At 46.4% G+C, this 12,336-nt stretch carries 15 protein-coding genes; 12 read left to right on the plus strand and 3 right to left on the minus strand.

Going from position 1 to position 12,336, the window contains the following annotated elements; genetic code table 11:
- From P8P30_04345 to P8P30_04375, 7 genes are all read left to right on the plus strand, one after another.
- Positions 1-103 (plus strand): IS1595 family transposase (locus tag P8P30_04345; GenBank protein MDG1286777.1); only part of this gene is annotated, 103 nt, incomplete at its 5' end.
- 81 nt (positions 104-184) lie between these two features.
- Positions 185-1,084 carry a hypothetical protein gene (locus P8P30_04350; protein ID MDG1286778.1) on the plus strand — a complete coding sequence of 300 codons (900 nt, stop codon included), beginning with the start codon at positions 185-187 and terminating at the stop codon, positions 1,082-1,084.
- A gap of 199 nt (positions 1,085-1,283) precedes the next feature.
- Positions 1,284-2,822, plus strand: coding sequence for an acyl-CoA carboxylase subunit beta (locus tag P8P30_04355; protein MDG1286779.1), 1,539 nt, complete (start codon positions 1,284-1,286; stop codon positions 2,820-2,822).
- 9 nt (positions 2,823-2,831) lie between these two features.
- Entirely contained in the window at positions 2,832-3,083 is a 252-nt protein-coding gene (gene grxC, locus P8P30_04360; GenBank protein MDG1286780.1) for a glutaredoxin 3, read from the plus strand.
- A gap of 176 nt (positions 3,084-3,259) precedes the next feature.
- Positions 3,260-3,814: an OmpA family protein gene (locus P8P30_04365; GenBank protein ID MDG1286781.1), complete on the plus strand. Its 555-nt coding sequence runs from the start codon at positions 3,260-3,262 to the stop codon at positions 3,812-3,814.
- Positions 3,815-4,209: 395 nt separating this feature from the next.
- Positions 4,210-6,102, plus strand: coding sequence for a hypothetical protein (locus P8P30_04370; GenBank protein MDG1286782.1), 1,893 nt, complete (start codon positions 4,210-4,212; stop codon positions 6,100-6,102).
- Positions 6,103-6,105: 3 nt separating this feature from the next.
- Positions 6,106-6,741 (plus strand): hypothetical protein, encoded by a 636-nt coding sequence (locus P8P30_04375; GenBank protein ID MDG1286783.1) that lies wholly within the window; start codon positions 6,106-6,108, stop codon positions 6,739-6,741.
- A 103-nt stretch (positions 6,742-6,844) separates the two neighbouring features.
- On the opposite strand, the gene P8P30_04380 is transcribed toward P8P30_04375, so the two are convergent.
- Positions 6,845-7,045, minus strand: coding sequence for a DUF3137 domain-containing protein (locus P8P30_04380; protein ID MDG1286784.1), 201 nt, complete (start codon positions 7,043-7,045; stop codon positions 6,845-6,847).
- Between the two features lie 33 nt (positions 7,046-7,078).
- Here P8P30_04380 and P8P30_04385 point away from each other — a divergent pair, with 33 nt between their 5' ends.
- The 5 genes from P8P30_04385 (at position 7,079) to P8P30_04405 (ending at position 10,701) form a co-directional block, all read left to right on the plus strand.
- Entirely contained in the window at positions 7,079-8,248 is a 1,170-nt protein-coding gene (locus P8P30_04385) for a DUF927 domain-containing protein (GenBank protein ID MDG1286785.1), read from the plus strand.
- A gap of 218 nt (positions 8,249-8,466) precedes the next feature.
- A complete protein-coding gene (locus P8P30_04390; GenBank protein ID MDG1286786.1) occupies positions 8,467-8,718 on the plus strand; it encodes a hypothetical protein in 252 nt (83 codons plus the stop codon).
- Positions 8,718-9,164, plus strand: a complete 447-nt coding sequence (locus tag P8P30_04395; GenBank protein MDG1286787.1) for a DUF5681 domain-containing protein — start codon at positions 8,718-8,720, stop codon at positions 9,162-9,164. The genes P8P30_04390 and P8P30_04395 overlap by 1 nt, the downstream gene beginning before the upstream one ends.
- A gap of 175 nt (positions 9,165-9,339) precedes the next feature.
- Entirely contained in the window at positions 9,340-9,534 is a 195-nt protein-coding gene (locus P8P30_04400) for a hypothetical protein (GenBank protein MDG1286788.1), read from the plus strand.
- A 564-nt stretch (positions 9,535-10,098) separates the two neighbouring features.
- Positions 10,099-10,701: a hypothetical protein gene (locus P8P30_04405; GenBank protein MDG1286789.1), complete on the plus strand. Its 603-nt coding sequence runs from the start codon at positions 10,099-10,101 to the stop codon at positions 10,699-10,701.
- Positions 10,702-10,874: 173 nt separating this feature from the next.
- On the opposite strand, the gene P8P30_04410 is transcribed toward P8P30_04405, so the two are convergent.
- Together P8P30_04410 and P8P30_04415 are read right to left on the minus strand one after the other, a co-directional pair.
- Positions 10,875-11,201, minus strand: coding sequence for a hypothetical protein (locus P8P30_04410; protein ID MDG1286790.1), 327 nt, complete (start codon positions 11,199-11,201; stop codon positions 10,875-10,877).
- 592 nt (positions 11,202-11,793) lie between these two features.
- Positions 11,794-12,147 (minus strand): hypothetical protein, encoded by a 354-nt coding sequence (locus P8P30_04415; protein ID MDG1286791.1) that lies wholly within the window; start codon positions 12,145-12,147, stop codon positions 11,794-11,796.
- Positions 12,148-12,336: the final 189 nt, after the last annotated feature.

A 12,336-nucleotide genomic window follows, 5' to 3' on the forward strand; every position in this document is an offset into this window, starting at 1 on the left:
GCATTTTAATCTGTTCTTGAAAGAATGTGAGTGGAGGTTTAATATGGGCACACCAAGTGACTTACTGGCAGACCTGAAAAAGTTGCTCAAAGAATATTATTAGGTGTCAGCCCCTATTTTTTTAGTGATCTCACACAAATCCGTGTCGGGACACTCTATAATTTTTTAAAAAAAATACCAAAAAATGAAACGATTTATTGCGTTTTTCATCATGGTGCTATGCGCCAACACCATTTTTTCTCAAATTGATATTATCGAAAACAAATTCGATAAAACCCGTCTTGTAGGGTTCTCATGCCAAGAAAATGGCAAGGAAGTTTTTACGGTAAATTTTGATTTTCTTCAACTTGTGAAAGGCGACAACTATGTTGGATTTTCGGGTGAAGAGAAGTTTAAAGTAGTATTTTCGAGTGATAAAAAAAGGACTGTTGCTACTATTAGTAGAGATACAGGGGTTCTTTTTTCCAACTTCTTAAACATTCCAGTTAAATTCTCTTTACCAAAAGAAGGCTCAAAAAAGGCAGATACTCTAATAGGTAACTGGATGCCCAACACGTTTGGTGCAGATACTGTCTTTATTACTGTTCTTCAAGATTCTTCTGCCACTACCAAAAGCAAAAAACTTGCTAATGCAGCAGGAAATAAAGCGAAGAATTTAGGAAATGAGGCGAAAGACAAATTCAATAAAGGCAAAAAAGCTTTCGGTGATGGTCTAAAATCCATCGGAATTACAGGAGTTATCTCCTACAAATCTATGCTCAAAATTGATTCTGTCGAAATTGGAGGTGAGATGGCTCACAACGTTTCCATCATGGAGAAGTCCAAGAAAAAGCGAAATTACGTTTTTATGGGACCTTCAAATGAAGGCGGACCTAATGTCTTTTACACCATTCACATGCCAAAAAGTGGCGTGGCGACGGTATCTTTTAAGGAGGGCACAGATGAATACTTATACAAAGCAACATTCTCAGGATTTAATGAGAATGGAGTGGCAGTAGGTAACATCAGCGCAGCATCCCATAAAGATGGCAATGGGAAGGTTACAAACCTTCCTGTGGGTAAAAAGATTAGGCTTGTGAAATAATTGGTTTTTTAATTAGCAAAGCCGTCGGACCGTTTGTTCGTCGTGCTTTGCATTAAGTTAGGTGAAGGTCAGGCAACATATTATGTTGGCTGACCTTTGCTATGTTTGGGGTATGCATTTTCTCTGTTTAAACTTACAATTTGCGGCGCGCGGCGGAATTTGCTAAAAGGGCTGCTGATAAAACAACGTGATGAGATCCATGCCTCAAGAAGCGATTATTACCGAATTGGAAAAACGCCGCGAATCTGCCCGTAATGGTGGTGGTGAAGTGCGTATTGATAAACAACATGAAAAAGGCAAGCTAACCGCGCGTGAGCGGATAGAAGTGCTGCTGGACCCAGACTCGTTTGAAGAGTTCGATATGTTCGTCGAGCATCGCTGCGAGCATTTCGGCATGGAAGATAATCGCATTGCCGGTGACGGCTGTGTGACGGGGCAGGGAACCATTAATGGCCGCCTCGTGTTTATTTACAGCCAAGATTTTACGGTTTTAGGCGGCTCGCTGTCTGAAACGAATGGTCAGAAGATCTGCAAATTGATGGATATGGCGATGAAAGTCGGCGCTCCGGTGATTGGAATGAATGATTCCGGCGGTGCGCGTATTCAGGAGGGAGTGGATTCACTCTCGGGCTATGCCGAAATTTTCCAACGTAATGTGTTGGCCTCCGGCGTCGTGCCGCAAATCTCATTGATTATGGGCCCTTGTGCGGGGGGCGCGGTGTATTCGCCGGCGCTGACCGATTTTACCTTTATGGTCAGTGGTAGCTCATATATGTTTGTGACTGGCCCTGATGTGGTCAAAACGGTAACGCATGAGGTGGTCAGCCAAGAGACTCTCGGCGGCGCGGAAGTGCACACTAAGAAGAGTGGTGTGGCCGATCGCGCGTTTAACCATGATATTGACGCGCTGTTACAGACGCGTCGCCTCTATAACTTTTTGCCGCTTTCTAATGTAAGTGGTGTGCCGAGCCGCCCAACCTCTGATCCGGTGGATCGGATTGAGATGTCGCTTAATACCCTCGTGCCGGAAAATCCGAATAAAGCTTATGATATGAAAGAGCTTATCTTCCGCGTGGTGGATGAGGGCGATTTCTTTGAGATTCAACCGGAATGGGCGAAGAATATCGTCGTTGGTTTTGGCCGCATGGATGGTTATACGGTCGGCTTTGTGGCGAATAATCCGATGCATTTAGCCGGGTGTTTAGATATTGATGCCAGCCGTAAAGCGGCGCGTTTTGTGCGTTTTTGTGATGCGTTCAGTATTCCATTGGTCAATTTTGTCGATGTTCCAGGCTTCTTGCCGGGCACGGCGCAGGAGCATAATGGGATTATTAAACATGGTGCGAAGCTGCTTTACGCTTATGCGGAAGCGACGGTGCCGAAAGTGACGATCATTACGCGTAAGGCCTATGGTGGCGCTTATATTGTGATGAGCTCGAAGCATTTGCGCGGTGATGTGAATTACGCATGGCCAACGGCTGAGGTCGCCGTGATGGGGCCTAAAGGCGCGGTGGAGATTATTTTCCGTGGCAGCTTAAAGAACAGTGCCGAAGCCGATAAGAAGGTGGAAGAGTATCGTGAGAAATTTGCCAGCCCGTTTGTGGCAGCGTCTCGTGGTTACATTGATGATATTATTCGCCCGCAAAATACGCGTGCGCGTATTTGCCGTAGTTTGGGAATCTTGAGACATAAAAAACTCGAGAATCCGTGGAAAAAACACGATAACCTACCACTCTAGGAGAGAATCATGGCTAAAATTGAAGTATATTCGACGAATTATTGCCCTTACTGCGTGCGCGCAAAGGATTTGCTGAAGCGTAAAGGGCAGGAGTTTGACGAAATCGATGTGACCGATGACATGGCTTTGCGTGAGAAGTTGGTCGAAAAAGCGGGGGGCCGACGTACTGTTCCGCAGATTTTTATCGATGATCAGCTTATTGGAGGGTTTGATGACCTTGATAAACTCAATAAATCCGGTCGATTAGACGACTTATTGTAGTCACCTAAACACCACAGAATTTGCGGCTTTTATAGCACAGGGTTGTGGATAACAGTCGCAAGTGACTGATAAATTCAGTCTTAGTGAGTGTTTCTATTTGACAGCGAACCCAAAATACCTAATTTGTGGTTCAAATACGCCCAGTACAAATTACTTAAAACATACAGGAGTTTTCTATGTTTAACCGTATCAAAGCAACTGCACTTGTGGCAACGACTGCTGCTATGCTTGCTACCCCTTTTGCCGCTAGCGCATTCTGCGACAGTGAGCATAACGTTCTTGTTGACGAACGTGGCAACATTGTTCGCGATGCTCGCGGCAATTGTGTCTCTGTTGACTGGATGAATAATGGCTATAATTGCGATGGTGTTTACTTCACCACTGATGAACGTAACATCTATTTCCCATTCGATAGCGCGCGTTTGACAACAAAAGCGAAAGCTAAATTGGATTACATCGCTAACAACATCCTTTCTAAAGGCAACGTAACTAAAGCAACTTTGGTTGGTTATGCTGATCCAATTGGTAACCCAGCATACAACAAAGCGCTTTCTAAGCGTCGTGCGATTGCTACGAAGCGTTACCTTGCAGCTAAAGGTTATTTGAACACAACGGCAACGACTCTGACCGGTAAAGGTGAGACGTCTAAATTTGCTGAAGGCTGTGGCGGAGATATTTCTTGCCAACAACCTAACCGTCGCGTTGAAATTAAGTTCCAAAAAAAGAACTAAATCAATCGACTAGTTGAAAATTAAAGGGGTCCGAAAGGGCCCCTTTTTTTGATTGTTCTCGGCGCGCCCTATTGGCGTTTCGATGAAACGCCGCGTGAGCTAAGTTGATGATTCTGCTCGCCTACTATATTGCTCCTTTTTGAGTGTCTTCGCGTTAGGCCTACTGGTCTGCGCGATAGGTGATATTTTGCTTGCGGGAGCTTGCTCCGTATTCATTACGGGTGCCGATTCGATTTTTAGGGTTTTTGAGGCAAGATGTGAATCTTGTCTATCTATATGAATAATAGGTGTTTTATTAAGTTTAGGTTAAGCAAAAGACTAAGGAATCTTCATGCAACTGTAACACTCCTTCGGTCGTGATTTCTCTATACTAAACAGTGGAGAAATATGAATTAATGAACCAAACGACCGAACATAACGCTTACGATCCACACGATGTGGACCACGGAAGCCCCTACTACAAAATGGGGTGGAGTGCCTATAAGGGGCACACTCGTGGTATCATTCGTGGACTCGTCGTGGGCTGTGTTATCGGTGCGGTGATCGGTGCTGGTCTCTTTGGATTGGGTGCGATTGGTTTAGTGGGCGTAACGGCGAGTTTAAGCGTTTTGATGGCTGGGTTCTCGGCTTTCGCAGGATTAATGGCTGCTGGCCTTATGGGGCGCTTAGGTAATGCGGCCGGTAATGCGGCATCGCAATTAGCGGAATTAGAGCTACGGGAGCGTTATCCTGAGCTTCCAGAGATTACGCCAGATTCGCCGGCGCCGGGGTATGGGCACCATTACGAGGTTCCAGCGGACCGCGATAAGGGAAAGCTCTTTCATGGACGTGTAGGGCTTACCGGTGGCCTATTAGGTGCCACTTTAGGTGGCCTAGCAGGGCATGCAGGGCTTGCGGGCTTAATGACATTGCATATTGGAGGGCTGGCTGCTGCTGCGCCCATTGCCGCGCCCATCATCTTAGGGGTGATCATGGGGAGCTCCTTTGGTATTAATCGTAGTTATTTTAAGAGCGTCTTTAACGTGACAGACCGTTTGTTGCAGGGGAAGCTATCCTCTCCATCAGAGGCAGAATTAGCGAAAGACAGAGAGCGCTACCGTGTGGCAGGTGAAGATGGACCTGCGCCGGTGATTACAAGCTTACAGCGCCAGGAAGAGTTTTACCGCCTAGAGAATGGCTATTATCAAAAAGCATTTGAAGCGGGTTTTGCAGGCAATGCACGCGGACTGGTTGGCGGTATTGTTTCAGGTGGCTTATTAGGGGCAGTGCTGGGGGGTGTCGCTGTATTTGCCTTATCGGCAACCGGCATTGGTGCAGTGGCAATTTTCGCCGGCGTTATGGCATTCTCAATGCATCATTCCAGTGATTTCTTTAGTGAAGCGTTCTCAGAAGCGGGCGGCCACGGCCATGTGCATGAGCTTTTCCACGAGCGGATGCGCGGGATGCGTAAAGGCGTTGAATTGAGCTTTGATGAAGCAGAACATAATATTGTGACACGCCGTCAGGCCGATCCTGAGTTAACTCCACCAGATGCGCAAGAGAGGGCTGTATTTAAGCCACGTGTTGCGCTGATTATGGGAGCCTTAGGCGCGGTGGCAGGGCTTGCATTGGCACCGCTTGCAGGCGGAGTGGCAGGCTTGTTATCACTCGGTGCGGCGCATCACCTCACGCTTGGTTTGGGTGCCGCGACTTTTGGTCTCGTGGGAGCAAGCTTTGGTATTGGCCCTAAATCTACAGAGGTATTACATCAATTTGGTGATGGAATTTATCACGGTGCTTTCTCACCAGGAAGCAACCATCCTGAGATTAAAACACAAGGCAATATCCCACTCATGTCACCTCGTTCAGACTTGGCGAAGCATTACTTAGAGCATGCAGGGGCGGAGCCATCGCAAGACGGCCCAGTGCATGATGAGCATTTTGCACAAGAGCAGTCCCAATCAACGTATGAATATTTGCCAAACCATACCCACCTTCCAGATAGCGAGTTGACGGCGCGTGAGCGACCTGTGCAGGAGTTGCCACCTCAGGGGCAACAGGCGCCACAAGAGCAAGGTACACGTCCAGAAGAAGCCGCGCATTGCGAAATAGTACCGCAGGAACAAGCGCAGCAAGAGCGGGTGGAGCAGCAGCCTATAGCGGCACGCGAGTCTACGGAATGTGAAGTGCCAAAAGAAGAAACTGCTTGTTCTGTTGATCATATTTTGGGTCGCGGTTCCCGTAGTCTAAAACAACAAATTACTGACCAAGAAGAAGTGACGGCAGCGCAAGGGAATCATAGGCAGTAATGTATGGCTAATCCCCCCACCTCATTTTTATCGGGAGCCTTCCGCGGCGCTTGGAAAGGTGCGTTGATAGGGGGAACAATTCTAGGAACGCTAGGCCTGATTGCGGCGACAGGCGGTTTTGGTTTAGCGGCAGCCCCGGCTTTTGCCGGAGCAACCAATGTCATTACGGTAGGACTTATCAGTCTTGTAAATTTCTTTGCTCCAATTTTCACAGGGGTTGGGGCATTAGTGGTTGGTGGTTCTGCCTTGATCGGAGGAGTCCATCAGGGCGTGAGGGGTTCGGTTGAGCAAACCCATATACAAAATGAGAAAGCTGACATGATCGAGTTGGCACAAACGGCTCGCCAACTTGAGAAGCAAAAAACTCCTCAGAGATCACAGGATCGCGCAGATTATGTGCCACAAAAAGTCCCGAATGTAGCCAAAGGGGAGATGCCTAAGAGTTGGGAAAAAACGGTCACCGAGGGTCGAGAAAGATCGAAACAACAAGCCCCTGTGAAATCGCAGGATCACGCAGATTATGTGCCACAGAAAGCTCCGAATGCAGCCAAAGGGGAGATGTCTGAAAGCTGGGGAGAGGCAGTCACTGAGGGTCGAGAAAGATCGAAACAACAAGCTCCTGCAGGCCATTCACACTAATTACCGCTTACAATGTTTTCAGCGAATATTTGATAGCGCGTTGCAAAGAGTGCTGTCTCTAGTGGTTTAAGGTAACCGCCTTAGTTCAGGAGTTTTTATTCTGTCAAAGGTGAGTTTTTTGGTCGAGTTGCAAGATGTCAATGATAGCAAATAGCTCTTCCATTTCTGTGAGGATCGTTTGCGATTCTTCGTGGAAGGTCATCGGAGTGAAGATAGAGGAAACCTCGAAGCGGTTTTTATTGGCAAAAATCATTAGCAGAAGTTTATTTTCATAAAATGCAGCCTGTACTCTGCCTGCCGCCAGTAGCGTGAATCGCCGTAAACCTCCCGTCGCTTTATCTTTGCGTTATCATGCGCTTTTGCCGCGCCACTGCTTCCGCTGGCAAATGTCGAGAGCGGCGGGTTTAATTTTCGTGGCAGTAGCAGTATGGGTAAATCTACGGCCTTAGAGCTTGCCGCTAGTGTTTGGGGAAGTCGTGACTATGTGCAACAATGGCGCGCTACTGGCAACGCGTTAGAGGCGGTATGTGAAGGGCACAACCATGCACTCTTATGTTTAGACGAACTAGGGCAAGCCGATAGTCGAGAGGCGGGCGAAACGGCCTATATGATTGCTAATGGTGCCGGTAAGAACCGATCCAAAGCAAGAGGTGGTTTGCGTCGCAAATATCAATGGCAGCTACTCTTTCTCTCTACGGGTGAAATCTCACTGGCCGATAAGCTGAGTGAGTCAGGTAAGAAGCCCCGCGCCGGTATGCTCACCCGTTTAGCAGATATTCCAGCCGATGCAGGTAAAGGCTATCGTATGTTTGATGCGCTTGGCAGCTTTGATGATGGTCACAAAATGGCGCAACATTTAAAGCAAGCTACTGCAAACTATTATGGCGTCGCAATTAGAAGTTTCCTACATGGCGTTGCCTCGAATTACGAAGCATTGCCAGCGATATTGCAGACGATTCAGAATGACTTTATCGCAAAGTATGTGCCGGTTGATGCTGACGGACAGGTCAAACGTGTAGCTTCTCGTTTTGCGTTGGTAGCCGCTGGTGGAGAGCTAGCTATTAGCAGCAAGATACTGCCTTACAATTCAGGCGAAGCGATGGAGGCCGTTGCAACCTGCTTTCAGGCATGGATTGAAGAAAGAGGCGGTTCACAGGCGCTTGAGACAGAACAAGCCATTTCACAGGTGCGTGGCTTTATTGAAGCACATCATGCGAGCCGCTTTATCACGATAACGGATAGCGGTGGTCAGGTTGACAGAGTGCAAAATGTTGCCGGTTATAAGCGTGAATCTGTCACCGGTGGTTATGAGTTCTTTGTGTTAGGCGATCCCTTCCGTAAAGAGATGTGCAAAGGATTAGATCATAAGCAAGTGTGCGAAGCGCTGATAGGTGAAGGGCATTTACTCCAAACCGAAGCGACTAAGTTTGTTTCAAAACACACCCTCCCTATCGGACGAAAACGAGTCTATCATCTCGCCCCGTCTATTTTGTTAGGGGGTGAATAATGCAGGATTACTTTACCAACCTATCATTTTCGACAGGGGCAGCAGGGGCACGGTGGGCACTACCGTCAAAACCCACAGTGACAGCCGATGATAACAAAGCACTACGGTGCCCACCCACTAAAAAACCGCAGGGGCAGCGGTGGGCAGCAACCAAGAGTGCCCACCAGTGCCCACCATCAAAAACGCAAGGTGGGCAACGGCATGATAAGTCAAAACCCTTGCTCACAAAGGATTTCAGCGCCAGTGCCCCTGCTGCCCACCCTGCCCACCGTGTTTTGGAGGGTAATGCAACGCATTGGCATGAGCAGTACGAAGAGCGCATTGCTATTAGGCAACATGATGGTGAGTTGCCAATAGAGGAAGCGATCTATTTATCTCGCTGGGCGACCCTGCATCAGTTCGTGGTACTTCATCATCCCAGCGTCATGGCTGAATTTGAAACCGCAATCAATCAACCGGTGAGGCACTAATGACTGATAATACAGAATCAGAACAGTCTGAGGAAAAACCTTGGCAATTTAGCGCCGGTCAATCTGGCAATCCATCTGGCCGCCCTAAAGGGTCACGCAATCGCGCCACATTAGCCGTACAGGCATTGCTAGAGGGTGAAGGTGAGGCAATCACTCGCAAAGCCATTGAGAGCGCTAAAGAAGGCGATATGACAGCCATTCGTTTGGTATTGGAGCGACTGCTTCCACCTCGTAAAGATGCGCCGGTATCGTTTGAACTTCCGCCGCTTAAAACGGCTGAGGATTTGCCAGTCGCTATTGCTGCACTTATCGAGGCGGTATCTATTGGCGAGTTAACACCGATAGAAGCACAAAGCGTGGCGAACCTATTAGAGCTCCACCACCGTTCATTAGAAGCCTGTGAGTTGGAGCAACGTATTACCGCACTAGAGGGGAAGCAGATATGAGCAAGTTACTATCGAAGCGATTAGAGCAGTTGGAGCGAGATACCCACTCTGATGATGAGATGCGATAGGTGCTGGCTTATCTAGGTGATACCACCGCTGATAATATTACCGTCACAGCGGCTTCATACCGCACGCATGAGCAATGGCTAGATGAATTACAATAGGAGTAAGTAGGATGAGTAAACCACTAGAGAAACGTATTGGTAAGTTGGAGAAATCCATCACGCCGGATGAGAGGCCATTTCGGTTTTTATTTTGTGAGGTTGGTGAAACCAGTGAAGAGGCACGCGTACGCTATAACGCTGACAAGCCCGATGATCTGCTATGTGATGATGATAATATTATGATTATCAGGTGGTGCAAGCCATGAATCGATTGAACAACCGATTAGATAAGCTGGAGAACCTTAATAGGGCTGCGAGCTTACAATCCATTCCTGCAGATGAAACAGCTGCGCAGCGTTATTTACGTTTACTTGATATGGTGCCTAGGCAAAGAGCATCTAACCACAGTAATCAATATACCCCAGAGGAAGCCCATCGAGTGCTGAAAGGGGAACTCTAACAGCACAAATAGGTAGGGTGGGTCAAATGTTCAGCGCTTGCCTTTTAGGGGCGGTGCGGGAGTCACATTTTTACCGCCACAATAAATACATCATGAAAGGTTAATGCGAATCTTAGTGGCTTCCTATTATGAAGATTGTGTGAAGTTATTTACTTCGTCACGAAGCTGTAACGATTTTCTATTACCTTCCGTGGGCGTTTTTATCTCTTTTAGATTTCAGGTTTCTTACCCTCACCATCATTTGCTCCATTCTCTTCTACAAGAAGAATCTGAGCATACGGAAAATTCAAAGTATTTTACTTATGAAATTCCCAAAACAGACAAACTCGCACGGCAATATTGCCAATTGCATGATAAAAAATAAAACATCATGACAAAATTCTTATTAGTGGCAATGCTGACGCTTTGCGCAGTAACCACAACTAATGCTCAGGACACTTGGAGCTTGGGCAGCTCTGCGAACTTCACTACGTTGAATGTGGATGGAAACACTACCGATATTTTTGCGGTAGGTATTTCTATTCAAACTCCAACTTACACCGGGGTTACAGTTCGAATTGGTGGGTCCGACCTTGTTAACCCTTTCAATGGTAATGAGGAGAAAGTTTTAGTATTAGCTGTCTCACAAGGGGTGGCATTATTAAAATTAACTGAATGGCTGAATGTTCCTGTCGCTGTATTGATAGAGCACATTTCAGCACAAGGTGGTTTTAGTAAAACCTTCGCCTTTTCCTTAGGTGCAGGTACAGGACTTTGGTTCAAAGTTAATGATAAATTGACCTTAAAAGCTAATGCTACTTATAGTCACAGATGGTCTAAATTGTTCGGATTCGAACAACCACCTTTGTGGACTATCGGAGGCGGGCCAGGCTTTGCTTTGAAGGTGGTAGATCAATTAACCTTCAGTGCGGATTACAATTTTCGTGACACTGGCTCAACAACGCTGGTGGTAAGGGGGATCTACTCCTTCTAATTTTTTAACAAGAGTCAGGCAGTTTCTCAACCGCTTGTTTCTATTTTTTTCTGTCTCTATGAGACACCCATGAAGGGGAGATTGCCGCATTGCGCCGCATCTCCCCTTAATTTTTGTCTAAATTTAGCCCCACTGCATCACGCTATTCACATGACACGGCGGGGTTTGAGTGGTTAGGCTGCCTGTCTCTTCTCAATAGCTGGTTGCTGTGCTATAGCATTTAGCAAACCTACAATCTCTGGGTATCTATCATGTAGTGGTGACTCACTTTGATGACAAAAAAGCATATAAGCGGCGGCGGCTTGGGCATCATCTAATGATTCAATCGAACTGATAGCACCTAACTTCTCATCCATCTCTTTTTCTAATGTTATCAACCCCTGTTCTATTGTCTCTACGTTTTCAGCGGCTTTGTCGCTTTCATCTTGAGCCGCTCTCCACTTGTGGTACTGCGCTTTATGAACACTATAAGCCTGTGCGAAGGTTCTCTTGTTATTCATCTTACGCTCCCTAGTTTGATTCAGCTAAAAGCGTAGCGCTTTGCTTGAGCGCATATTCGATTGCACAGCTAAAAGGCTGTTTCCCTAAATGGGTATCAACATACTCGTCATGTAATAGTTCAGGCGTCTAGTTTGGAGCGGATAGAAAGAGCCCTGCTAGATGGCGGCACGGTTAGCTTTATCAATGAAGGTAAAAACTACGGCGTTATGCTTAATGGTGAGGTTGTTAGGGAGTAATTCTTGCTGTTCGCTTTTATCGCTTGAGCGACCTATTTGCGACCTAGAAGAAAATGGTGATTTTTCAAAAACCACCCAACCTATTGAAAAACATGGTGCCGCCTACAAGATTCGAACTTGTGGCCTCGTCATTACCAATTATTCCTTTGCGTCTACGCCGTAGCCCTATCCATTACCCTGCATTGCGCTGTGACATTGCCTTTTGAGGATCGATATTGCGAATCGATTACTCTGTTTTACCCTGTAGTTTGCTGAAACCGCCTTCTTAAATCCTTCTTAATCACAAAATCATCACCTAAAACGAATGAAGAGGTTCTCAATTTCTTGAAAACCTCTTACCATTCTGAGGAGAGCATTAATCTTTCTCCTCATCTTTGCTGCGACTGCCCAGTATTACTGAAGGCGCAAATCCGATGCCTGAGATATAAGATTTTCTCATGTTCTCCAGATTTTGCTTATCAGCCTTCGACTGTAAGTCTGCCATTCGTTGAAACTCTCGTAAACCTTGTTCAGATCTCCTTTTACGTTCCTCTGCATCCTTCTTGTTTTCTCGTTCCTCCCATTCCGCATTTTCTCTACGAATACGATCTCGATTTTTTTCGAGTTCATTTTCCCAGAACTTGCGGTCAGAACGATTTAAGATTGAAGAGAGTCCCCAAAAGAAAACCAACACTCCTGCTACCATTAAAGCAATGTGATACCATTCCATGATAAAGATTTTTGATTAAAAAATGATCGAGCCATCGCGGTTTTTGCGTCGTTAAGAATCGCTCGTTCAAATACTGTAACGAGTGGTAACAACCACCAAAGTATGAATTGAATAAATCAAAATACTCACACAAAAACCAGCCTCTATATTACCAAAAATTAAGACTCATAACAACCTATGTCATCAAAT

Source organism: Rickettsiales bacterium (assembly GCA_029252805.1).
Taxonomy (GTDB): domain Bacteria; phylum Pseudomonadota; class Alphaproteobacteria; order Rickettsiales; family JALZUV01; genus JALZUV01.

Bases quoted from the DNA above. Each gene is read 5' to 3' on its own strand.
- P8P30_04395 (MDG1286787.1), top strand. From the start codon at position 8,718: ATGACTGATAATACAGAATCAGAACAGTCTGAGGAAAAACCTTGGCAA.
- P8P30_04350 (MDG1286778.1), top strand. From the start codon at position 185: ATGAAACGATTTATTGCGTTTTTCATCATGGTGCTATGCGCCAACACC.
- P8P30_04400 (MDG1286788.1), top strand. From the start codon at position 9,340: ATGAGTAAACCACTAGAGAAACGTATTGGTAAGTTGGAGAAATCCATC.
- P8P30_04375 (MDG1286783.1), top strand. From the start codon at position 6,106: ATGGCTAATCCCCCCACCTCATTTTTATCGGGAGCCTTCCGCGGCGCT.
- P8P30_04370 (MDG1286782.1), top strand. From the start codon at position 4,210: ATGAACCAAACGACCGAACATAACGCTTACGATCCACACGATGTGGAC.
- P8P30_04415 (MDG1286791.1), bottom strand. From the start codon at position 12,147: ATGGAATGGTATCACATTGCTTTAATGGTAGCAGGAGTGTTGGTTTTC.
- grxC (MDG1286780.1), top strand. From the start codon at position 2,832: ATGGCTAAAATTGAAGTATATTCGACGAATTATTGCCCTTACTGCGTG.
- P8P30_04355 (MDG1286779.1), top strand. From the start codon at position 1,284: ATGCCTCAAGAAGCGATTATTACCGAATTGGAAAAACGCCGCGAATCT.
- P8P30_04410 (MDG1286790.1), bottom strand. From the start codon at position 11,201: ATGAATAACAAGAGAACCTTCGCACAGGCTTATAGTGTTCATAAAGCG.
- P8P30_04365 (MDG1286781.1), top strand. From the start codon at position 3,260: ATGTTTAACCGTATCAAAGCAACTGCACTTGTGGCAACGACTGCTGCT.
- P8P30_04405 (MDG1286789.1), top strand. From the start codon at position 10,099: ATGACAAAATTCTTATTAGTGGCAATGCTGACGCTTTGCGCAGTAACC.